Annotated in this window: 20 protein-coding genes; 1 reads left to right on the plus strand and 19 read right to left on the minus strand. The window is 30.1% G+C overall.

What is annotated here, in order from left to right:
* The 15 genes from RT714_RS12155 to asrA all read right to left on the minus strand — a co-directional run.
* Nucleotides 1-838 (minus strand): Na+/H+ antiporter NhaC family protein (locus tag RT714_RS12155; protein WP_313757940.1); only part of this gene is annotated, 838 nt, incomplete at its 3' end.
* 223 nt (nucleotides 839-1,061) lie between these two features.
* A complete protein-coding gene (locus RT714_RS12160; RefSeq protein ID WP_313757942.1) occupies nucleotides 1,062-3,050 on the minus strand; it encodes a sigma 54-interacting transcriptional regulator in 1,989 nt (662 codons plus the stop codon).
* 181 nt (nucleotides 3,051-3,231) lie between these two features.
* Complete coding sequence (locus RT714_RS12165) at nucleotides 3,232-3,927, minus strand: DUF554 domain-containing protein (RefSeq protein WP_313757944.1); 696 nt, start codon at nucleotides 3,925-3,927, stop codon at nucleotides 3,232-3,234.
* A gap of 185 nt (nucleotides 3,928-4,112) precedes the next feature.
* Complete coding sequence (locus RT714_RS12170) at nucleotides 4,113-6,068, minus strand: ABC transporter permease (protein ID WP_313757946.1); 1,956 nt, start codon at nucleotides 6,066-6,068, stop codon at nucleotides 4,113-4,115.
* Nucleotides 6,055-6,822 carry an ABC transporter ATP-binding protein gene (locus RT714_RS12175; RefSeq protein WP_313757947.1) on the minus strand — a complete coding sequence of 256 codons (768 nt, stop codon included), beginning with the start codon at nucleotides 6,820-6,822 and terminating at the stop codon, nucleotides 6,055-6,057. Before RT714_RS12175 ends, RT714_RS12170 begins: the two co-directional genes overlap by 14 nt.
* 107 nt (nucleotides 6,823-6,929) lie before the next feature.
* A complete protein-coding gene (locus RT714_RS12180) occupies nucleotides 6,930-8,003 on the minus strand; it encodes a sensor histidine kinase (protein ID WP_313757948.1) in 1,074 nt (357 codons plus the stop codon).
* A gap of 102 nt (nucleotides 8,004-8,105) precedes the next feature.
* Nucleotides 8,106-9,239, minus strand: coding sequence for an MGDG synthase family glycosyltransferase (locus tag RT714_RS12185; RefSeq protein WP_313757949.1), 1,134 nt, complete (start codon nucleotides 9,237-9,239; stop codon nucleotides 8,106-8,108).
* Nucleotides 9,240-9,434: 195 nt separating this feature from the next.
* Complete coding sequence (locus RT714_RS12190) at nucleotides 9,435-10,127, minus strand: response regulator transcription factor (protein WP_313757950.1); 693 nt, start codon at nucleotides 10,125-10,127, stop codon at nucleotides 9,435-9,437.
* Between the two features lie 132 nt (nucleotides 10,128-10,259).
* Nucleotides 10,260-11,222 carry a TDT family transporter gene (locus RT714_RS12195; protein WP_313757951.1) on the minus strand — a complete coding sequence of 321 codons (963 nt, stop codon included), beginning with the start codon at nucleotides 11,220-11,222 and terminating at the stop codon, nucleotides 10,260-10,262.
* A 10-nt stretch (nucleotides 11,223-11,232) separates the two neighbouring features.
* Nucleotides 11,233-12,462, minus strand: a complete 1,230-nt coding sequence (locus tag RT714_RS12200; protein WP_313757952.1) for an FAD-dependent oxidoreductase — start codon at nucleotides 12,460-12,462, stop codon at nucleotides 11,233-11,235.
* Between the two features lies 1 nt (nucleotide 12,463).
* A complete protein-coding gene (locus RT714_RS12205) occupies nucleotides 12,464-12,880 on the minus strand; it encodes a 4Fe-4S dicluster domain-containing protein (protein ID WP_313757953.1) in 417 nt (138 codons plus the stop codon).
* Between the two features lie 12 nt (nucleotides 12,881-12,892).
* On the minus strand, nucleotides 12,893-14,965 hold the full coding sequence (locus tag RT714_RS12210) for a molybdopterin-dependent oxidoreductase (protein ID WP_313757954.1): 2,073 nt from the start codon (nucleotides 14,963-14,965) through the stop codon (nucleotides 12,893-12,895).
* A gap of 33 nt (nucleotides 14,966-14,998) precedes the next feature.
* Complete coding sequence (gene asrC, locus RT714_RS12215) at nucleotides 14,999-15,955, minus strand: sulfite reductase subunit C (protein ID WP_313757956.1); 957 nt, start codon at nucleotides 15,953-15,955, stop codon at nucleotides 14,999-15,001.
* Nucleotides 15,956-15,967: 12 nt separating this feature from the next.
* Nucleotides 15,968-16,756 carry an anaerobic sulfite reductase subunit AsrB gene (gene asrB, locus RT714_RS12220; RefSeq protein WP_313757957.1) on the minus strand — a complete coding sequence of 263 codons (789 nt, stop codon included), beginning with the start codon at nucleotides 16,754-16,756 and terminating at the stop codon, nucleotides 15,968-15,970.
* A 1-nt stretch (nucleotide 16,757) separates the two neighbouring features.
* On the minus strand, nucleotides 16,758-17,780 hold the full coding sequence (gene asrA / locus RT714_RS12225) for an anaerobic sulfite reductase subunit AsrA (RefSeq protein WP_313757959.1): 1,023 nt from the start codon (nucleotides 17,778-17,780) through the stop codon (nucleotides 16,758-16,760).
* A gap of 135 nt (nucleotides 17,781-17,915) precedes the next feature.
* Here asrA and RT714_RS12230 point away from each other — a divergent pair, with 135 nt between their 5' ends.
* The gene (locus RT714_RS12230; RefSeq protein WP_313757960.1) at nucleotides 17,916-18,584 is read left to right on the plus strand and encodes a Crp/Fnr family transcriptional regulator; all 669 of its coding nucleotides are present in this window, start codon (nucleotides 17,916-17,918) and stop codon (nucleotides 18,582-18,584) included.
* 30 nt (nucleotides 18,585-18,614) lie between these two features.
* On the opposite strand, the gene RT714_RS12235 is transcribed toward RT714_RS12230, so the two are convergent.
* From RT714_RS12235 to RT714_RS12250, 4 genes are all read right to left on the minus strand, one after another.
* A complete protein-coding gene (locus RT714_RS12235; protein WP_313757961.1) occupies nucleotides 18,615-20,762 on the minus strand; it encodes a DUF3160 domain-containing protein in 2,148 nt (715 codons plus the stop codon).
* Between the two features lies 1 nt (nucleotide 20,763).
* Nucleotides 20,764-21,477 carry a hypothetical protein gene (locus tag RT714_RS12240; RefSeq protein WP_313757963.1) on the minus strand — a complete coding sequence of 238 codons (714 nt, stop codon included), beginning with the start codon at nucleotides 21,475-21,477 and terminating at the stop codon, nucleotides 20,764-20,766.
* A 167-nt stretch (nucleotides 21,478-21,644) separates the two neighbouring features.
* A complete protein-coding gene (locus tag RT714_RS12245; protein WP_313757964.1) occupies nucleotides 21,645-22,523 on the minus strand; it encodes a DNA glycosylase in 879 nt (292 codons plus the stop codon).
* Nucleotides 22,524-22,596: 73 nt separating this feature from the next.
* Entirely contained in the window at nucleotides 22,597-23,865 is a 1,269-nt protein-coding gene (locus RT714_RS12250) for a Glu/Leu/Phe/Val dehydrogenase (protein ID WP_072976427.1), read from the minus strand.
* Nucleotides 23,866-23,900: the final 35 nt, after the last annotated feature.

A 23,900-nucleotide genomic window follows, 5' to 3' on the forward strand; every position in this document is an offset into this window, starting at 1 on the left:
GAACTATCATACCAATAATTACTGAAAAAATACTTGTTCCCAACATTGTAGGTATAGTAGGCAACTTTAGTAATGACCCTGCAATAATAAACACTACAGGTAATAATAATAAAATATTCCAATTAAACATACTGTCCAGTTGACCTTGCAATAAATCTACAGTTTCTGGTGTACCAACTTCTCCAGAGGTTCCCATGCCCACTATAAAATATACTATTAAAGATACTATAGTAGCAGGTATAGTGGTATAAAGCATATGTTTAATATGTTCATATAGTTCAGAGCCTGCTGCCAATGGAGCTAAGTTTGTAGTATCAGAAAAAGGAGACAGTTTATCACCAAAATATGCTCCTGCTACGACTGCCCCTGCTACTGGAGCAAGAGGTGCTCCAAGTCCTCCAGCTATACCCATTATAGCTACTCCTATTGTCCCTGCTGATCCCCATGATGTACCAGTAATAGTAGATAAAATAGCTGAAATTATAAATGCTGTTACTAATAAGTACTTTGGATTTACAATTCTCACTCCATAGTAAATAATCATAGGTACAGTACCTGAAAACATCCAAGAACCAATAAGTAATCCTACACTCCATAATATTAATGTCGCCGGCAATGCCCTTGCTATTTTTTCAATTACTCCAGCCTGCATTTCTTCCCAACTATAACCTAATCTCCAGGCTATTATTCCAGCAACAAAAGCCGATATGATGATAATAGGCTCTGTCCTAATCTTTAGCACACCTACTCCTAATGTCAGAGATATTACCATAAATAATATTGGAAAAAATCCCTGAATAAAAGTTGGCTTTTTCTTAACTCTTTCTTTCTTTGACATATTATATCCTCCCTTAAAATATTATTAATTCAATATTATATATTGCAATTTTCATGCCTAAATTAAAATATTATAAAGATTTATTAAAATATTCATACAAATTACTACTTTGCTTTATTGAGATAACTTCATAAACTATAATCTTCAAATATATAAATATGTCCATATTTAATTCCATGGACAAAATAAACCATGACATGGTTATATATATCCATGTCATGGTTTATAATTCTTCCAAAATTTTTCTTCCGCCCTCTGTTATCTTAGAACCCATATTTCCTATTGATTCTATCAATCCATAATTTTCTAAGGTCTTGAGTATATTCCTAATTTTTCCTTCTCCTATTTTTAGGTTCTCATTAATTGCTAATTCAGCAAGTTTAGTTCTGCCTAGAGGAACTCTATTATGTATTTCAAATTGTTCTAAAATCCATACCTCTTCTTTAGATAAATATACCCTTTCTTTTTTAGACTCAACATCCATCATATAACTATGTAAAGATGATAAACCTAATTTTTCTCCATTATAAATCAAAGTTAAATATTCTACTAAATTTATAAGCTCTCTAACATTGCCTATCCATTCATAATTATTGAGAAATACTATTGTTTCTTTTTCAAAAAATTCCTCTAAACATTCTATCCTTCTATGTTGTAAATTAATATTAATAAAATATTTTAGTAAATATTCTATATCTTCCCTTCTTCTACGAAGTGGTATAGTATGCAATGGCAAAATATTTAATCTAAAAAACAAATCCAGTCTAAATTGCCCTTTTTCTACTAATTCTAATAAATTTTTGTTTGTGGCAGCTATAATCCTTACATCTATTGGAATTTCATCAACTCCACCTACTTTTCTAATACGCCTTTCCTCTAAGACTCTCAATAGCTTAGCTTGAACATCTAAAGGTGTATCCCCTATTTCATCAATAAATACAGTTCCTCCATGAGCCATTTGGAATAAACCTATCTTACCACCCTTAAGAGCACCAGTAAATGTACCTTCTTCATATCCAAACAATTCACTTTCCAAAAGGTTAGATGAAATAGTAGCCATATTAACAGGAACAAAGATACTATTATTTCTAAAAGAATTCATATGAATTCCTTGAGCTAGTATCTCTTTTCCTGTACCATTTTCTCCCTCAATTAAAATAGTGGAATCTGTCTTCGAAAACTTCTTTGCTATTCTTATGATATCCAATGCATTTTTATTTATAGTTAGATAATCTTTGAAACTATGCAACTTTCTATTGAAAACTTTATTATCAGCATAATTTATTCCCTGCTCTATCTTTGAAGTATGTCTAAGGGATAATATATATCCTATTTTCCCATAAATCTTAACTTCCCTATATTGGATATATACATCTCTATTTTCAATTTTACCTATATATGCTCCGTTCCCATTTAGATTTGTATTTTCAAAAGGAAGAAAAGCATCAATTCTTCGTTTAATAATATCCTTCCTTTTAACTCCTAAGATATGTTCAAATTTAGGATTCAAACTTAATACTTCACCTTCATTATTTATAAAAGCAACTCCATAGTCAAGTCCATTTACTATGGTTTCCAGCATTGTCTGAGACTCTAAACTTTTCTTTCTGCTTTCATCTATGGATTTTGAAATCTCCACTATATCCCTTATATAGTTTACTACTAAACTATCATCTAAGTATCTTTCCAAATCTAATATTCTGCCTATTTCATGAATAGTTTGTATATCTAAAATTCTTGTACCAATATCTATCAATTTCTTAGGTTTATATGGTGCTAATTGACTTTCCCCAGCAGTAATTGCCGTTTCTAAACATGGGTAAGAAGTACAGTCTGGATAATAAGAATGATATTTGATATGGTCTAATCCCAATTCTATAAGCTGCTCTATAGCTTCGCTAGCCGATTCATAACAATCATTAATAAATAATACATCTTTACCCTCTTCTATACTTATTATTTCACTTATATTCTTATGATCTATAATTCTTTTGGATATTATATTTGGAATATCAGAGGGAATATACCTAATTCCCCTTTTTTTTACATAGATACTTGTAAATAAAACAAGGTCAGCATTTACTTCTGAATATTTTAGTTTTGAAACTAAAATATTTTCTGTTTTAAGATGTTCTTTTAACAAATCATTCATCTGTTCTATTAATCTTGTACCAGTATTTTTACTTTCACTTATTATCACTAATTTTTTCAATATATTCACCTTTAATTTTTAAATATAATAATTCTTACTGTATTGTTACTATTAGTATAGCATATTTTTCATATGGAATTAACTTACCATAGAGAGTTAATCTCATATTTACTACCTATATATTATTTTCACAAGGATATTAAAGAAATTATCCCACTTATTCTTATTTTTCAATTTACTTTTATCTTATTAATTTAACTAAATTTATTAATATATTGTAAACAATAGGAATAAAAACTGATGGCAACATATTTCCTACCTTTATTTTTTTTATTCCCAATATATTTATTCCTATTGCCATAATTAATAATCCCCCTACTGATGACATTTCATTTACCACTTCTGGAGTAAGCAAATTCCTTACAAAATCAGCCAGTATAGTAATACTCCCCTGGTAAATAAATACTGGAATACTAGAAAATGCCACTCCAATACCTAAAGTTGAAGCAAATATTATAGAAGAAATTCCATCTAGAATTGACTTTGCAAACAAAGTCTCATGACTTCCTTGTATGCCAGATTCAAGGGAACCAACTATGGCCATTGCTCCTACACAATAAACTAAGGAAGCTGTTACAAAACCCTTAGAGAAATTACTATCTTTCCCTCCAAATTTGGTTTGAAGAAAATCTCCTAAATTATCAAGCTTATTTTCTATACCAATAACTTCTCCTATTATACTTCCCAATACTACACTGCCTATTACTAAAATAATATTCTCAGATTTAATACCTCCCATTATACCAATAACTATAACTGAAAGACCTATTCCATCCATTATTGTATTTTTATAATCATCTTTAATTCCTTTTCTAATCCCTATTCCAAATAATGCTCCCATTATAATTGCCAAAGCATTAACTATTGTTCCCAGCATAGTTCAGTCCTCCTATCTTAATTAACGATTAACCATTAACAATATATTAAAAAATAATAAATCATCTTATATTTTTATTATTCTTATAAGGATACACTATTTTAACAAATATTGCTACAAAAAAATGGAATTCTGAAAAGAACTCCATTTTATAAACTATTCATCACCAATTATTGAATATATTTTCAATTATATTTCACTTTTCTTATATACATTATCCTTATTATAATAAAATAAATCATCTGAAATACTAAATATCCAAATGCAACTGCAAGTCCATTTGTAAAGAGATTTTTTTCAAGTAAATTAGAAAGAGATTTCAGTGCAAATAAAGAATGTGTAGTGCTAACTACAAATGGTAAAAAGAATATAATTCCTATTTGCTTTGTAATTATTTTATTTATTTCATTTTCTGTAGCTCCAATTTTCCTTAGTATATCATATTCTATCTTATCTTGTTTTACTTCATTAAATAATTTGAAATATATTATACTCCCCGAAGCTATGAAAAATAAAAACGCTATAAAGAATCCTATAAATAATGTAAGCCCAAAGTTATTTCTAATATCCTTATATGGAATTGATTTAGCATAATAACTTCCTTGATATTTGTCACCTAGCATATCTCTTATTTCTACTGATGCATCAAAGGAGCTTTTCCACTTATCTAATTTTATTCCATTATATATAACAATATTATCTTCTTTAGCTCTTTGTAATAGATGGTTATAGTCTTTATCATTTAATATAAATGCATCAAAATATCCTAATTTACCTAATGCCATAAGACTATGATGGATTTCATCATTTACTTTATATTCTCTTACTTCTCCATTTAAACTTAATTTTGCTGTTTCAAGAGGATATCTTTTTATCTTCTCTGGTTTACCATTATATCCAAATACCTCATAAGGAAAATTATATACTGCTTCATTTTCTTTTACTATAATTTTCTCCTTATTTTGAGAAACTGCTAATTTATTATAATCTGTATTAGACATGATTAATATTTCTTCTTTAATATGAGAATTGTCCTTGTTAGCTTCATTTTTAACCCATATATTCTTCACTGTATAAATTCCTTTAGTTTTTAAGTCATGTTTTTCTAATATCCCTTTTATCATATCTATACTATGAATGTCGTCTATTGTTTCTCCTTTTCGGATTATTGCAATATCCTCTGGTGTATCAATTCCTGATATACTTGCTATTTCTGTAAAGAAAGAATATATCGTCTCTGTAGCAGTGAATGTAATTGCACCTAAAATAGCTGCTGCAAATAGAACCTTGGCTGTATCCTGCAATTTAAATATCATTTGAGAATATGATATTAAATTTGTTTTCTTATAAATTATATCCTTGCTCTTTAAAATTCTATTAGCTATAGCTATACTAAATTGAGTAAATGTAAAGTAAGTACCAATTATGACTATAAATATAACTGGCAGCATAGCCAAAGGTACAAAAGCTCCTTCTACAATCCAAGCTATACCATAGCCTAATACTAATAAACCAACACCAAGAATTGATTTTATCTTTGAAAATTTTGGTATTTCCTTAGGTATTTTACTACTTTTAATTTGTTGTATTATTTCCTTGTTCCTTATTTTAAAAAGCATTAGAATACTTATTGTTTCAAATAAGACAAAGAATACTAAAATTGTAAGTCCCAATGACTTAAAGGATATATTAAACGGAAGATTTATATCCATAAATGCTTCCATTGCCATAAGAAATAGTTTTGAAAATACTACTCCTGACAATATACCAGTTGCTATGGAAAAAGCAGATATTATGGTGTTTTCTATAAATACATATTTCTTTATTTGTTTCTTAGTCATTCCATATAGAGAAAGAAGTCCAAATTCCTTTCCCCTAGACTTTAAAAATATGGAGGTAGAATAACTCACAAATAATATTGAAAATATTACTATTATAACTTGGCAAGCTATCATACTATTAACTACGCCCATTAAAGATACACTGCTGCCGCCTATATTCTTTATTTTTAATGAAGGATGAAATACAAAATTGGAAAATATGAAAAATGCCGTAACGGCAAAGGAATTACTTAAATAATACATTATATATCTATATAAGTTTCCTTTAACATTACTAAATGCCATATTAGATATCTTCATTATATCCACCTCCTAGAAGAGACAATGCATCTAATATTTCCTTAAAAAATATTTGTCTATTAGAACTCTTAACTATTTCGGTGAAAAACTTTCCGTCCTTTATCATTATTATTCTCTTACAAAAACTTGCAGCAAAGGCATCATGAGTGACCATAACTATAGTAGACTTCTTTTTTTCATTTATATTTTCTAAGGAGTTCATTAAATCAAATGATGCTTTAGAATCTAAATTTCCAGTAGGCTCATCGGCTAATATAATAGCAGGGTCGTTTATTAATGCCCTTGCACAAGCAGTTCTCTGTTGTTGTCCTCCAGATATCTCATAGGTTCTTTTATCTAAAATCTCCTTAATATTTAATACTGATGTTATTTCATCTAATTTCTTTTCTATTTCTCTTTTTAGATAGCCTTCCAATACTAAAGGAAGTATAATATTTTCTTTTACTGATAATGTGTCTAGTAAATTAAAGTCTTGAAATATAAATCCCAAGTTTTTTCTTCTAAATATAGCCAGTTTATCTTCTTTTAATCTATAAGGATTTTCTCCATTTATTAAAACTTCTCCAGAAGAGGGAGAGTCTATTGTTGCAAGGATGTTTAACAACGTAGTTTTACCACTGCCGGAAGGTCCCATTATCCCTACAAATTCCCCTGCTTTTATATTCATATTAAAATTATCTAAGGCCTTTACGGATATGCCTTTGCCTTTGCTTCCATATATTTTAGATAGATCTTTAGTTTGTAATACTGTCATTTCTTTACCTCCTAGTTTGTTTTTCTATATATATCATAATAAATTAAGGGAAATCATCATATTGATTTCCCTTTCAAGTTTTAATTCTCTCTTACAAAATTGTCATATTAATTATTTGTTAAATCATAAATACTTTTGCCACTATAAAATACAATGCTAACTGTAGTTCCTTCTCCTTCAATAGACTCTACATTTATACTATGTCCTAATCTATTACATATATCTTTAGATAGATACAACCCCATTCCTGTAGACTCTAAATATCTCCTGCCATTTATACCTGTAAAAAAAGGATCAAACACCCTTTCTAAATCTCCCTTTGGTATTCCTACACCATTATCCTTTATGGAAATTATAGTATTCTCATCTTCTTTATAAATCTTTATTATTATATCCTTATCTTTACTTTCCTTTACCTTTGAATATTTTATAGCATTAGATATTATTTGACTGATAATAAACTTTACCCATTTTTTATCACTCTTTACAAATATATCATCTCGCGAAAGTATCTTAGGATATATAGAATTCACTATAAATGCAGATTTGTTCTCATTAATTACATTTCTTATTATTTCCAATAAAGATATATCTTCTACTTTAAAATCAAGCTCAAAATCATTTATCCTAAGAGTATATAAAGCCATCTCTAGACCATGAGATAATTTTTCTATTTCTTCTTCTATACTTTCATAACTTTTTCTAGTATTTTCATCTATATCTTTATCTTTCTCATTTTCCAGCATAAGTCTTATTACGGAAACAGGGGTTTTCATTGCATGAATCCATATATTGTTAAAATCCATTTGAGTTTTTGTAGTCTTTTTATATCTTTCCAATGTATTTACATAAATAGTATAATCTCTAATCAAAACTTTCTTTAAAAAACTATATTCATTACTAATATTATCAGGAATATTATATATATATTGTAAATCTTCATCTTTTTCTAAACCATAATTTATTGGAGTATAAAATCTCTTTTTTTTAATATACTCTATTGATATTGATATGCCCAATGCTATAGATCCTAGAATAAAGCCGTAGATAATATTTATTATATTTAATCTTTCTTTTCTGATTATAATGTCCAACATCATTATAGTTATAACCAAAGATATAGCAATAAAATAAATAACAATATATAAGAGTTTATCTTTTATATAATCTTTAAATTTCAATTTTATCTACTCCCATGTGTTAATCATCTGCTAAATTACAGATATATCCCTCTACTTTTCATTAAAATAAATCAAACAATACAACAATATAGTAAATTTACACTATGAACTATATTCTAAATCCATTCTATAATTAGAATCCTCAATCAAATTTTCACCAAGATAAACTATATTATCTAGACAAGATATATTATACATTTCTTCCATATTCTTTTTCATAATATCTAATATTTCCTGATTTTTCATTATAGATTCCAAAAGTTCTTTAATAAAATCCACCTTAGGTACATATAAGGCTAGTCCTTGTCTAAGCAAAAAATCAAGATTTTCTTTTTCCTGTCCTGGAATATAATAGGGAATAATCATAGGAAGTCGCTTTGCCATTGCTTCAGAAATAGTCAATCCTCCAGGTTTTGTTATGATTATGTCAGAATTCTCCATAATAAATGGAATATTATTTGTAAATCCATATACACTAAGTTTGTTACTTTCTATTAATTCTCTATATTCTTTCTCTATACTTGCCTGTAACTTTCTATTTTTACCGCAAATTGTTACAATATTATAGTCACCATCTATTTGAACAATGTTTTTCAATACCTTTTTCATTCCTTTGAGACCTAAACTTCCTGCCATGAGTAAAATTTGGAAAGAACTAGATTTCAAATTCATAGACTGAAATCCTTTTAAAAATTCTTCCTTAATAGGTATACCATATGAAAATATTTTCTCCTTTGATATTCCTTGTTTTATTAATGTTCTACTAGTATAATCACTACCTGCAATATAGGCATCTACATTTTTATCTATATATGCTTTATGTGCTTCATAATCTGTTACTATTGAAATAAAAGGTATGTCAATTAACTTCCTTTCCTTCAAAGAGCCTACTACCCCAACCATAAAAGCATGGGTTGATATAATTAAATCAGGATTTTCTTGTAAAATTATATTATAAACTTTCTCTCTAGAAATACTTGAAAAAGAGTGTTTAATTAACTTATTGGATTTCTCCTTGTTGCTAATGCTATATAAACTTCCATACAATTTAGGAAAATTATTGATTAAAACTTTGCAAGAGCCAATTATAAAAGCATCTAATGCTTTATTTATCTCCAATAAAGCGTCTATTTTTTTCACTACAAAACCATGTTTTTTAAACTCTCTTTCTAAACAAGATGCAGCCTCATTATGACCGCCACCTATAGATGCAGTAAATATCAATACTTTTTTCATATATTTTCCTCCTTCACTGCCTAACCTCAAATAATATGTCATTAGATATAACGAAATTTAAATACATACTACTGCACTTCAATTTATTTAATCTCTTTATCTATACTATATAAAAATAAATAGAGGTTATCTATTGATTTTTCTTTCAAGTCAAAAATATATCTTACAATAATGTCAGATTAAATTTAAAACCATCTAATCCCATGTTTTTATCATAGAATATCCTTGCCCTCTTTTGGTCTGAATACTGTCTTTTATTCCAATATCTTCTAGTCTCTTCCTAAGTCTTGTAATATTCACTGATAAAGTATTATCATCAACAAAATCCACATCATCCCACAACTCTTCTAATAGGATTTCTCTCGATACTATTTTATCTATATTAGACATAAGCATATATAATAATCCAAACTCTTTCTTACTTAACTCTATTTTCTTTCCTTGCCATTCAACTGTTGACTGGCTTTTATATAAATATACCCCTTCTACTTCATATATATCCTTAGAAACATCCCCTGCATATTCTCCATAGGTTCTCCTTATTACTCCTTTTATTTTTGCCAGTAATAAATCAAAAGAAAAAGGCTTTATAATATAGTCATCTCCGCCATTTTCTATGGCTAATACTTGATCCATATCTGAAAATCTAGCTGATATAAATATAATAGGAACTTTAGATATACTTCTCAATTCCCTACACCAAAAGAAGCCATCATAATTAGGTAAATTTATATCTAGAAGAACTAAATGAGGATTTTCTGCTATAAACTCTCCTTTTATATTGTTATAATCCTTTACTGTAACTACAGTATAATTATATCTCTCTAATTTATCTTTAATAAGCTTTAAAATCTTTTCATCATCTTCTACTACAAATATTTTATACATCTTCTCACCTCTTAATTAATTGTTTATACAATTATATATTTAGAATATCCCATTCAAAATAATTTTTCCACATAAAAAATGGAATTCCATAAAAGAATCCCATTTTTTGTTAATTTGAGTCAAAAATTCAAACTATGCCAGTTCTTTATTTAATTTATTTTTACTTCCTAAGAACATTATTAAAAATTGAATTAATACATAGCCTATTATGGCAGTGGTTAGATAAATTTGAAATCCAGCTAACTCTTTAATAACAATGGATAGTTTCTCATATCCAAGTCCTCCTACAAACTTAGACATTTGTAGAGATGCAACAATTCCTATTGCCATTGGGAATGTCATTCCTGCATAACTTGGTGCAAAATCAGAGGAGAAAAATTTTGGCAATTTATAAACTACAAAGATCAATGAACAAAGAACTGCAAAATAAATACCAAATACTAAATATGAATTTGGATTTTCTATATTGTTTAAATAGCTTACTAAACATAAGCTGCATGGTGCCAATAAAATTGCCATCGTATGATAAACTGGTGCTTTAATTTCTACTGTTATTAATCTATTAAGTATGAAAGGTAAAAGCAGTAGATAAATAACAATCCCATAATAAACAACTATTTTGCAGATAAATGGTTCTTTCATTGCTCCACCAACTACGGCAGAAACCATAATACCATTATAAGTAACAAACCAACTAGGTAAAAAACTTTCCTTATTGAAGTTTTTAATTATATTTCTATAAGTAAATACAAGAATATGAATTATATGAAGAATCAATCCTATTAGCCAAAAACCTTTCCCAATAACTTGGTTAAATCCAATATAATAACTTCCTAAGATCATCATAACCATTGTAAAGCCTGCATATAAACTACTTGGAACCGTAGTAGAATATTCTTTTTTAAAGGTTTTAGGATATTTTAAAATCTTTATTAAATAAAGAATCCAGATACAAGTTCCAAGCCACATAAAACCATGTCGTATTCCAGTAAAACCTAACCCCTGATATACATTAGATAAGGTCAATGCTCCAACCATAGTAGGCAAAATAGGTACTGGCATATTTTCCAATCTTTCCATAAATGATTTATCCATGATTATCCTCCTATTCATAACTGAACTCAAAATTATCTGTAATATTGAAGAAATCTGAGTAATCGATTTTAAAAATTGGTTTCTTTACCTTTGAAATATCTATATTCTCTTTAATTAACTGTGTTAGTACTCCTGCATAGGACAAGTCTCCTTGAAGAGTAGCTCCATATATCTTTCCATCCTTGTGAATTACCTTCTTATAATTACCCCTATTATCTTCTTCTATCTCTACTGAATAGCTACTATCTAATGGCTCATTTATTCCCAATGACATAGTTGGAATACCAAAAAAATTCATAGTAGATTTACTGGTAAAGAAATCTGTCATCTCTCTATGAACTCCTACCATATTGCTGCCAGCAATAACTCCTTCCTTTACTGCTACAGGCCATATAGGTCCTCGACCAGTAACATCTCCTGCACCATAGACATCAGAATCATTAGTTCTTCCACTTCTATCAATAACAAGACCTTTTTTATCTACTTCAATTGTAGAATCATTTAAGAAACCAATATTAGCACGAACTCCAGCAGTTACAATAAGCAATTCACAAGGGATTTCTTCCCCATTACTTAAAGTAAGACTTTTAATATTATATTCCTCATGAAGATTTAACTTTTGAGCACCAACTCCAAAATAAAAGTTTACTCCTCTCTTACGAAAAGCATCTTCATAAGTCTTAGCAGCTCTTTTATCTAATTGAATAGATAATAATCTATCCTGCATTTCTACTAAATATAGATTTTTTTTGAAATCTATTAATCCTGTAAGGGCATCAACACCTACTAATCCTCCACCCATTATAACAATATTGTCTACCTTATCTATTTTCTTCATGATTTCTATGCAATCATCTATATTTCTAAATCCCAAAACATTTTTAGCCTTATTCATATTCTCAATAGGTGGGAAGAAGGAATTAGAACCTGTTCCTATAAGGAGCTTATCATATCCAACAGTTTCTCCATTAGATAGATATACTTCTTTTTTCTCTGCATTTAAACCTACTGCTTCTGTACCTCCAACCCATTTAATTCTATAGCGTTCAAAAAAATCCCCTTCTACAAATCTAAGTCTATCCATTGTACGATGCCTAGACATATAATGATGCAATATACATCTGGAATATATAGTCTCATCTTTAGAAATCATAATAATCTCCCCATTAGGGTCTAGTTTTCTAATCTCTTTTGCACCATTAACACCTGCTGCAGATGAACCTAAAATTACATACCTCATACTATACCTCCTCTAAAGTAATTGCATGCATTGGACATTTTTCAACACACATTGGCTTCGGTGAGCCATCCTCAGTACGATGAACACACATATTACATTTCATAATTAATTCATGATTGATTCTATCACTTTTAAGAACTCCATAAGGACAGGCCATAATACACATATAACAACTGGCACATTGCTCACTATCATATTCTACAAATCCAGTTTCTGGATTCTTATGCATTGCACCAGTCATGCAAGTATAGGTACATTCAGGTAAATCACAATGGCGGCAGAAAATAGGTGATGCTTTTGTTTCACTATCTATTACAACACGATTTCTTGCATCATCACTTTTGTGAGATACTACACAGGCAGTAACACAGGTTAAACATCCAATACATTTATTTCTATCTATCTTTATTCTTTTCATCTCTATCCCTCCTTAGAGTTTTTCAAAATAGATCGGTGTCGCCTTATAGGATGGCTCCTTTGAATAAGGGTCATAAAGCGAAGGCGTAAGTTTATTACATTCAATATAGTGTATTGGTGCATAAAGCTGTTCATATCGTAAATTATCCGTTATTTTTACAAAGAAATCTGCATCTTCTCCATTAATAGAATAAACACGTATAAAATCATTTTCTTTAATTCCATTTTCTAAAGCCAGTTTACTATTCATATAAATATATGATTTTTTAATACTAACATCTTCAATAAATTGTACCTCTTTTGTACGAGTCTGAGTATGCCATTGTCCCACTGTACCTCTTCCTGTATTCAATACATAGGGAAATTCTTCTGTAGTAGGAAGTGGGTTTTCTTTTGCATCTTCAAATATAAATTTTGCTTTTTTGGATGGAGTGTAAAATTTTCCATCTTCATAAAGACGTCTTTCGTCTTCCTTCAATTCTTCCCCTTCTCTAAATGGCCATTGAACACCATTGGATCCTTCAAGACCTTCCCAAGTTATACCTGTTATATCACAAGGCATTCCCCTAGAACATTCTTTCATAAGATCAAAACAATCTCTCGGTGTTTTCCATTTATCTAAAAGAGAACCCATACCTAAGGCATTACCTACTCCGTAGATAATTTCATAATCATTTTTTTCATTTTCACCTTTTTCTAAACAAGGTCTCATGGCAGAAACCCTTCTCTCAAGATTTATATATGTTCCTTCCTTCTTGATACCAGAAACTGCTGGGAAAAATACAGTACAATGATTTGCACTGTCTGTATCATCATAAATATCCTGAACCACAAATAATTCAAGTTTCTCAATTGCCTTTGCAAAGGTTTTATTGTTTGTCCAGCTACGGCGTGGATTAGTGCATAAAATCCACAATCCCTTAACCTTGCCTTCATTGATACCTTCAATAATTTGATTATAGGTTGCCGTTGGCTTTTCTGCTAAATCCGAATCCTTAACTCCTAAAACTTCTGAAATACGTTTTCTCCTATTAGGATTATTGAAATCTCCCCCACCAAAGAAACAAGCAGTATTACTATAGGCTCTAGAACCCATTGCATTACATTGTCCTGTAATGGAATTAGCTCCCGTACCTTCTCTTCCAATATTTCCAGTCATTAAAGCTAAATTGATAATAGCTTGTGCAGTACGTACTGCCTCATACCCTTGGTTAACTCCCATGGTCCACCAAAAGGATACTCTTTCTCCACTATGAATTAATTCTACAAGTTCTAAAATTTGTTCTTCTCTTAACTCTGTAATCTCTATAGCCTTATCTAAGGTATAGGATTTCACAAAGGACTTAAATTCTCCAAATCCCTCTGTATTCTTCTCTATATAATCTTTATCAATATAATCCTTTTCAATTAAAATATTTGCAATTGTATATAATAAAACTAAATCAGTCTTTCCTTTTAAACCATACCAATAATCAGCATTTTGAGCAGTTTCTGATCTTCTAGGATCAATTACAATTAATTTCTTATTTTTGTTCTTTAAAATACGTTCCCATAGAATTGGATGGGCAACCACTGGGTTTGCCCCAATTAAAATAATTCTATCAGATAACTCAATATCCTTTAAAGTAAAACCAGGTGCATCAAAGCCAAAGCTTTGTTTATGTGCAACAACGGCAGTTGCCATACAAAGTCTTGTATTACCATCTACATTGGTTTTGAGGAAGTTTCTCATAACATGACCGAATATGGCAAATTCCTCCATAGTAAGTTGTCCTGTACTAATTCCTGCAACACTTTCTTTTCCATATTTCTCTTGTAATTCTAATAATTTATTTGCTACATATTCAAATCCTTCTTCCCATGAAACATATTTAAAACTTCCGTCAGGTTGTTTGATTTTTGGCAAAGGCGAGCAATTTACTGTAGTTTGTTGCTTATCTAAAGATAATCCCTTGATACAGGAAAACCCATTGTTAACTGGATATCCTTTAGTTGGAACAACTTTTACAACTCTATTATCTTCTACATAAAAATCAAGATTGCAATCTAATGCACAATAGTTACAGGTTGATTGTACCTTCTTCATATCCATCCCCCTATTAATTTTATTATTTTATTGTTACCAGTAAATATGCTCCGCTACCTTTGCATCCTTTGGCAGTTCTACATCCTTCAATGCCCATTTTTTAAATTCTTGATATCCTGTACGGTCTACAATATAGCCAACATGCTCCTTTGGAAGAGTACGGTCTATATATTCATCTACATAATCATAGGTGTTTTGAATGATTTTAATAATAGATGTTTCGTCAACACCTTGAATAAAAGTCTGTGCTAAACGTGGTTTCTTCTTTCCAGTTCGACCCATAATTACTAATTTATATCGTTTTTCTTCCTTTCTAGACCATGCCTGCATAGGACAAGTTAAAACACACTCTCCACATTCTATACAAATAGCTTCATTTCTTACTACTTTTCCATCTACCATCTCTAAGGCACCAACAACACGTTTCTTACAATTTTTCACACAGGCCTCGCAGCCTACACAGTGATAAGCATCATATTGAACACCTGCCATTCCTATTATTCCAAAATCTTGCATATGGGCCTTGATACAATCATTTGGACATCCAGTAGTTGCTATTTTAAAATGATGATCATGTGGAAAAACTGCTGCCTCTATTCTTCTTGCAAACTCTGTTGTATTGTAATTTGCATAAGGACATACTCTATTTCCAATACAGGAAGATATATTTCTAGTTCCTGAAGCAGGATAGCCTTTCTTTGGATTGTGGATTTCAACTCCATAGGGCAGTTCTAATTTCTCAATTATTGGACTTATTATTTCATTGACTTTATCCATATTAGCAAAATCAATTCCCGTTATTTCAAATCCTTGTCTTGAGGTAATATGTAGCTTACCATCTCCGTATTTTGTAGCAATCTCATATAATGTAGGAATGATTTCTGCTGGTAATTCTCCACCAGGAATTCTTATACGTATAGATGTTTTATTTCGTTGTTTTGTAATTCTAAATGCATTCTTTTTAATTTTTTTTGTATTTAAATCTAACATCCATTTCCCTCCCTAATCTATTAATTTAGAAGCCTTATCATATCTAAATACTGGCCCCTCTAAACAAACATATGTTTCGTCGATTTTACAATGTCCACATTTTCCAATTCCACAAGACATCTTTCTTTCAAATGAAACCCAAATTTGTTCATCTTTAATACCTAGTTTTGACAATTCAATTCCAGTAAATTTCATCATTGGCGGCGGTCCTACCATGATTACACTGATATTTTCTATATTAGGAAGATTAAGTTTAGCTACATGCTCTGTTACAAATCCTGTATTTCCCCTCCAGCCTTCTTCTGGTCTATCAATAGTTAGACAAATATCCATATTCTTTTCCCATTCCTTAAAAGAATCTTTAAAAAGAATATCTTGAGAAGATTTAAATCCACTAATTAATTTAAAGCTATTTATTTTATCTAAATTCCTATGAAAATAATTAATTACACTTTTTACAGGAGCAAGACCTGTTCCACCTGTTACCATAATTAAATCCCTACCAAAATGGACTTCCGATTGAAAATTATTGCCATAGGGACCACGAATTTGTAAAAAATCTCCTACCTCTTTATTAAAAATTCCATCTGTTACATGACCGACTTTTCTTATGGTTAACTCCATTAATTCATCATGGAAATCACTGATGGAAATAGGCACTTCCCCAAATTTAGGAACAGATACCTGAACAAATTGTCCTCCTTTAACTTCCATAATCTTTTCAACAAAAAATGTATAATCAATATCTGTATGTTTAACAATTTTCTTTATCTTCGCAGGATAAGTCATATATGGATTCATATTATTTCTCCTCCTTATTTTCTTCATTAGCCTTTTCTGAAACTAAATTAATGCAACGTGCAAAGGATATATACTCTGGACATCTATCATCACATCGACCACAGCCAACACACATGGTTTCTCCAAAACGTTTTTTAAAATCGTAAACCTTATGCATTGTCTTGAAACGCATTCTTGAACCATAATCTCTCCTAAAGGAATGTCCTCCTGCCATGTCAGTAAATTTATCTACTTGACAACCTGCCCACACACGGCGTCTTTCTCCATTATCTTGATTTTCTTTATAATGAATATCTGTTGCTGTAAAACAAGTACATGTTGGACAGGAAAAATTGCAACGACCACAGGCAATACATCTATTTTCATAATCCTTCCACATTTCATCATTAAATAAAGAAAAGTCTAATTTTTCCACATCAGGAATTGTAACATTATAATGGTTTTCTAAGACATAATCGGGAGTAAATTCAATTTCATTTTCCTCTTTAAACTCTTCTTCAAATATTGGATCTTTGACTTCAATATAAACCTTATCATCAAATAATTTAATCCCCATAGAGTAATTATCCGTTCTATTAGTTCCCATAGATACACAGAAACAATTTTCAAAACTATTACTGCATCCCATTAAAATAAATTTAGTGTTTTCTCTTCTTCTTTTGTAATAAGGATCTTCAAACCTTCCATTTTTCAAAAATATATTATCCATTCTATCTATTGCATGAATATCACAGGAACGAAGAAAAATTAGATATTTCTTATTCTCATAATTTGGTTCACTAAGTCTTTCTTCTTGAATATTAAAAATTGTTTCTGTTACTGGAAATAATACTTCCTTTGCAGAAAAAATGGATTTTTCTTTATACTCAATATCTTCAATGTTTTTGATTTTTTCATAACGTATATTATCCGTATCAGAAAACCTTCCTCCTCCTGGTATCCGAACAGGTCCATAGATCTCATAATCTTTGTTCCATCTTTCAAGATAGGAATTAAATTTATTATTTCTTATTTCATAACTCATTGAGTACCCTCCTTGCTAATTATAGTAACGCTTTAACCAATTATATCTTATATAAAATAAACAGACTGTGAAATCTATCACAATTATGATAGAATAATAGAATAAAGTAAAAATACATAGTTGGAGGTATTGACTATGATTCAGTTAGATAATTTCAAATCTTGGAGAGATATATCAGAAGAGACAAAGGAAAAGTTTTTAAAAAATTCCTCCTATATGGAATATACTAAAGGAACTGTCATTTACTTAGAATCAGAGCAGAATCCACTAATCTATATTATTCTTTATGGATATATAGTATTATCAAAAACATCTATAGAAGGAAAAGAAAAATATTTATATTATCTTTCAACTGGAGATTTTATAAATCAATGTGCTATTGATGGAAAACTTACTGCAACTACTGCAAAGGTTGTTAGTGATGCATCTTTAATTAGTATAGATAAGGATATTTTGCTTAGACTTATGAAAGAAGATTTTGATTTGAATCTTCTTATTCTTACTTCCCTAACACATATAATACGGAGAAGCCAAAGGCAAATTCTAAATCTTGGAATCTATAATACTAGCCAAAGAATAGCCTCTAGGCTATGGAAGTTATCAAGGGATTATGGCAAAAAAATAGGTGATTATATTTTAATCGATGCCCCCATAAATCAAACGGATCTTTCTAATATGGTAGGAACATCTAGAGAAACTGTTAATCGCTTTTTAAAAGAGTTAGAAAATAAAGGTATTGTCATTCTAAAGGGTCATAGCATTATAATTATAGATAGAGATAGACTTTTGGACTATATAAATTAAAAACATGCTCAATATTGAGCATGTTTTTAATTATTCATATTCTGGATAAGGTATTTCTCCTTTTCCTTCTCTTATAAAAGTATTTGTCCATTCTGGCATAGATGGTTGTTTATCTTCCTTTATGAGTTTCTGCCATTTTTCATCTGTCAATCTTTCATTAGATATAAACTCATGATAGCTAAATACTGCACCTCTTGTAAGATATAGTTTTCCTCCTATAGGTACTACTACATAAATTTCATATGCTGGGCCTACTCCTGCTTCCATATATCCACCTTGGCTAAATTGATTTGGTGCAATAGTATGAAAATCTGCTATTACTGCCATATTCTTATCTGTTTCAGAAGTTATCTCAAACCATCGTAAATAATCTCCAGCAAAGGAAGCTGTTAAACGCTCTAGTCTACCTCCATATACCTCGATTTGAAAATACTCTTCATTTGTCAATTCTTCATTCCTTAGTTCTTTTATTGAGCAATTGATTAAAAACTCTAGAATTTCTTCAAATTCTCCCATCTTCATATCTATGCCTTCTACGGTTAAGCCCCTAGCAGATAAATTTTTCCTTGAGAACTTAGTAAGCCATAATAATTTCTCATATACTTCTATATTAGGCTCCACATATCCTACTACTTCTTCAAATCCTGCGCCACCACATTCTGCACCAGATTGTTTTCCATAAAGAACAGTATCATGTTTTAACTCTGACCAAGAGCCAAGAGCTGTATTTAAATTTTTATCTACCCAAGCCTTATTAGTCATAAAAGATGGATAACCCTCTCCAAAGGGTTCAAGAAATCCAAGTAATGTCCAAATCCATCCTTGGTACATATTTCCCATCCATTCCTCTTCAGATATTAATGAAAATTCATTTTTCAATTTTTCAATTTTAACAGGATAATCTTCCCAGAATTGATTTTCTTCCTTAGATAATTGAATTTCTTTTGCTCTTTCTGAACCTAATACTCCCATTATATCTAATCCTGAAGGTATTGGTCTAATTATAGGCTCTACTAATTCTTGAACAATTTCAGAATCTAAGATATATCTCTGTCCCATAAACCTAAATTGTTTTCCTACTGGAGTAGTTACAGTAGTATATTTTGCTTTTATTCTTGGTTCTGGCAATTTATCTGCTTCTTCATAAAATTCATCTAGTTTTTTCTTATCCTTTAATTTATTTAAATTTGGAGTTTTTCCATATATTTTAAATAATAATTCTCCATATTGATAAATACTTAAATCATCACTATTCCCAACAAAAAAATTAGTTGGCTCATATATATTTTCCCATTTATTATAATTCTCCTTATTAGAATATAAACTATAGGTAATCAAAAGGGCCTGTAGAGTCTGCTCTATATTTCTTTCACCATTAGCTAAATACAAAGGAAATGGAGCTTGCCCATACCACATCATAGCCTTGAAATACCTCTCAAAATCCTTAGAACGAGTATAATGTCCTCTAATGATAAATTGGCTATAATCTAGGTCATATGGAAATAAACTAGATTTTTCAAATCCAGAATGGGCATTGATTTTTTCTAGTTCTTCCAAGGCTATCTTTCTTGCCTGTTCTGGTACTTCATTTGGAATTTCCTTTTCTAATGCCAACTGTGCAGTAACAAAAAAACCAATATTCTTTAATTGAATATCCTTGAGCTCTTTATCCTTTAGTTTATTATAGATATTAATAGAATCTTTTAACATACTATCTGTCATTTCTTCTACTAATCCCAATAATTTATCATTCTCCAATGTTCGTAGTGTATAATCATAGAATATATGGTATACTTGCAGAACTGAATCAGTTGTAATAAAGGATGGTATATTCTTATATTCATTATCTTCGTAGATATAAAATAATTGCTCTTGTTTCGTAGGATTCGCTACAAAATTGTTTTTCACTATAAGTTCTAATTGTTCCTTAGAAAATTCACCAAATCTCTTCAGATTTTCAATATTAGATAAATCAGATTTCACCATATAAGGCTCAACTTTTATTTCAAATTTTAAGGGCTCATAGGGAACTCCTATATTTATTAATCCATGGTTTATTTCCTTATTAATTTCTTTATCATTTTTAGTATCTCCTGATACATCAGTAGTACATCCAGTCATCAAAATAACTGCTGCCAAAATAAATGAAGTAATTGAGCAGAATGATTTTCTTTTCAACCTAATCCTCCCTTTCTATTATTAAATTATTATCTTTTAATTTTACTACCCCTAGGTATTTATCTCTTCCTTCCTTTACTCGAATATATGCTCTTCCATTTTCTATAATCAACTCTTTTATATCTTCATAATCCTTAGATTCTAAATATCCCTCAAATCCAAATCCCTTCCACTTATACGTATTAATAATCTTTCTATTGTTCTCCAGTATTTCAACTGAAATTATTTCGTCTATATTATCTCCATCTATATCATAAAAATTATAATCAGTAAAGGGTTTTGATAGTCTTGAGCCTCTCCATTTAGGTTCTAATCTCCCATTCTCAAAAGAATATATAAACGGTCTTTTCGCCATTACTTCATGAAGGGGAGATTTTTTATACATACCAACAGATACTTCATATTTTCCATCTCCATCTATATCTCCTATGGCTATTTTCCAAGGCTTGAATTCCGAAAAATTTCTTCTATATATTTCTTTCATATCTTCTAAGGAAAAGATAATTACTTCCTTACCGAATTTTCTCCACCTGGACCCTGTTAATATCACTAAATAGTCTATATCGTCTCCATTGATATTCCCTATGGCATAATCTATGATTTTATCCTTTATTTCTATAGGAAGTTTAACTTGATTAAATGAAAAAAACAAAAGCAAGCCCATTAAGACTATAGAAATAGAGAGAACTATTATTTTTGCTTTTAATCTATGCATTTCTTCACCACTTTATCTTATCTCTTTACTACCAGTATAACAATATTATATAAAGAATAAATTACAAATAGTTTACAATACTGAAATAACCAGTGCCTAATAGACTCTGGTTATAACTATTCTTATCATTCACTAATTATTATTCTTCATTTTAATTGTCAATTCTTCTACTTCCCTATTCCCAACTCCCTAGCATAATAAAATAAATATTGTTGGGCAAATCCTGCAAGGTTTCCAAATATTCTAGCACCATGTGTTCCTATTAGCTTCACATTAGTATCTTCTTTTAAATAAAAATGTTCCATAACTCTTTTTACCCATACATCTACTGGAAAAGCATCATCTTTATTAAAAGCAAATAATAAAATACAGTCACTAACCTTTGGTCCTACCCCTGGTAAAGTCATTAAAAGTTCTTTACCTTCATCCCTAGTTAAACTATAGATTGAGTTTAAATCCAACTCACCATTTGCTATAATCTTTGCTGTCTGTACAATTCTTTCTCCTCTAAAGCCTACCTTGCATATTTCCTTTAAATCTTCTGCCATAGCCTTTGACAAGTTTTCTGCTGTTGGGAAGCTATAGTATTCAGGTTCTCCTGTCGCAATTTTTTCTCCATAATTTTTAGACATTAACTCTATGGATTTTTTTATTCTAGGTATTTGATTATTAGCTGATGTTATAAATGATATTACCATCTCAAAGGGTTCCTGATTCAGTATTCTAATCCCTTCTCCAAATTTAATTGCTTCATCTAGTATGGGATCCTTTGATAATTCCTTTTTTATCTCATCATAATCCCTATCTAAATCAAAATAATTATACCAAATATTATTAAAGTCTTCTCTATTTGTATTAGATAGTATAATATCATTATTTTCTTTCTTTACATTAAGTACTCTCCCATAGGCTACTATAGTATAGGATTTGTCTTCTTCTACTTTCCATCTAAAAGCTTGCCCACATTCAAATATATGTTTAGGCTCAAAGTTTTTTATATCTTTTAATATTATTTTTTCTTTTTCTTCAATTATATTATATTTCATATTACTCTCCTTTCCCTTAGTATTTTACCCTTATTTACAATAAAAAAACTGGCCTAAGCCAGTTTTTTATATATTAATACCATCCTCTTAATTTCATTACTTCAGCAACTTTCTTAACTGAAATCATATAAGCTGCTTCTCTTACTGTAACATTATATTCGTTTTTAAGTTTCCAAATTGCGTTGAATGCCTTAACCATTTCAACTTCTTGTTTTTCTTCTACTTCTTTTTCTGACCAGTAATAGCCATATAGGTTTTGTACCCATTCAAAGTAGGAAACTGTAACTCCACCAGCATTTGTTAAAATATCCGGAGTAACTGTAATTCCTCTTTCTTTTAATATAACATCTGCACCTGGAGTAATAGGTCCGTTTGCTGCTTCACATATTAATTTAGCTTTTACAACTTTAGCTACATCTTCTGTAATAGCATTTTCCAAAGCTGCCGGAATTAGCATATCTACATCAAGTGTCCAGAATTCATCTAATGAAATCATTTTTGCCTTTGGATAATCTACTAAATTTTTATGTTCATTGAAGTAAGCTTCCATATCATAGAAGTCTAATCCATCTTCATTATATAATGCATAAGTTCCAACTGATGGCGCCCATTCAGCTATAGCTACAATTTTTGCACCTTGACGTTGTACATTTTTAACTGTATATCTACCTACGTTTCCAAAACCTTGAATAGCAACTGATATCTTAGTCATATCCATGCCTAATTCTCTAGCTGCTTCTCTTGCTATAACTGCAACTCCAAATCCTGTAGCTTCATTTCTTCCTTGTGAGCCACCCCATTGAACTGGTTTGCCAGTAAGTACACCTAAAGCCATATTATCATTATTTAACTTAATATATTCATCTACCATCCAAGCCATAATTTGACCGTTAGATCCTACGTCTGGAGCTGGAACATCTATTTTTTCTCCTAGATATTTATGAAGTCCTTGAACATATCCTCTAGCTAATCTTTCTAATTCTCCTTGTGACAATTGAAGTGGATCAACAGTGATTCCACCTTTTCCACCGCCGTAAGGAACTCCCATAACTCCACATTTAAATGTCATCCAAATTGATAAAGCCTTAACTTCATCTGGATTAACTCCTGGATGGAATCTAATTCCACCTTTAGCAGGTCCAATTGCTGTATTATGTGATGCCCTATATCCTTTGAATACTTTTATGGTTCCGTCATCCATTTTAACTGGAATCGAAATCTCAATTATTCTTTGTGGTTCTTTAAGTAATTCATAAACTGCTGGCTCTAGTCCTAACTTATCACAAGCATGTTTAACTTGTAACTGAGCACTTTCTAATGGATTTAAACTTTCTTTTGACATTAAACAAAACCTCCCTATAATTTTAATAGCGAAAC

The organism is Tissierella sp. (assembly GCF_032104385.1).
Taxonomy (GTDB): Bacteria; Bacillota; Clostridia; order Tissierellales; family Tissierellaceae; genus Tissierella.

What these genes read in the sequence shown, in the direction of transcription:
- RT714_RS12170 (WP_313757946.1), bottom strand. Translation starts at nt 6,068, where the DNA reads ATGAAGATATCTAATATGGCATTTAGTAATGTTAAAGGAAACTTATAT.
- RT714_RS12200 (WP_313757952.1), bottom strand. Translation starts at nt 12,462, where the DNA reads ATGAGGTATGTAATTTTAGGTTCATCTGCAGCAGGTGTTAATGGTGCA.
- RT714_RS12210 (WP_313757954.1), bottom strand. Translation starts at nt 14,965, where the DNA reads ATGAAGAAGGTACAATCAACCTGTAACTATTGTGCATTAGATTGCAAT.
- RT714_RS12185 (WP_313757949.1), bottom strand. Translation starts at nt 9,239, where the DNA reads ATGAAAAAAGTATTGATATTTACTGCATCTATAGGTGGCGGTCATAAT.
- RT714_RS12240 (WP_313757963.1), bottom strand. Translation starts at nt 21,477, where the DNA reads ATGCATAGATTAAAAGCAAAAATAATAGTTCTCTCTATTTCTATAGTC.
- RT714_RS12195 (WP_313757951.1), bottom strand. Translation starts at nt 11,222, where the DNA reads ATGGATAAATCATTTATGGAAAGATTGGAAAATATGCCAGTACCTATT.
- RT714_RS12165 (WP_313757944.1), bottom strand. Translation starts at nt 3,927, where the DNA reads ATGCTGGGAACAATAGTTAATGCTTTGGCAATTATAATGGGAGCATTA.
- asrC (WP_313757956.1), bottom strand. Translation starts at nt 15,955, where the DNA reads ATGTTAGATTTAAATACAAAAAAAATTAAAAAGAATGCATTTAGAATT.
- RT714_RS12245 (WP_313757964.1), bottom strand. Translation starts at nt 22,523, where the DNA reads ATGAAATATAATATAATTGAAGAAAAAGAAAAAATAATATTAAAAGAT.
- RT714_RS12230 (WP_313757960.1), top strand. Translation starts at nt 17,916, where the DNA reads ATGATTCAGTTAGATAATTTCAAATCTTGGAGAGATATATCAGAAGAG.
- RT714_RS12205 (WP_313757953.1), bottom strand. Translation starts at nt 12,880, where the DNA reads ATGAAAAGAATAAAGATAGATAGAAATAAATGTATTGGATGTTTAACC.
- asrB (WP_313757957.1), bottom strand. Translation starts at nt 16,756, where the DNA reads ATGAATCCATATATGACTTATCCTGCGAAGATAAAGAAAATTGTTAAA.
- RT714_RS12190 (WP_313757950.1), bottom strand. Translation starts at nt 10,127, where the DNA reads ATGTATAAAATATTTGTAGTAGAAGATGATGAAAAGATTTTAAAGCTT.
- RT714_RS12250 (WP_072976427.1), bottom strand. Translation starts at nt 23,865, where the DNA reads ATGTCAAAAGAAAGTTTAAATCCATTAGAAAGTGCTCAGTTACAAGTT.
- RT714_RS12175 (WP_313757947.1), bottom strand. Translation starts at nt 6,822, where the DNA reads ATGACAGTATTACAAACTAAAGATCTATCTAAAATATATGGAAGCAAA.
- asrA (WP_313757959.1), bottom strand. Translation starts at nt 17,780, where the DNA reads ATGAGTTATGAAATAAGAAATAATAAATTTAATTCCTATCTTGAAAGA.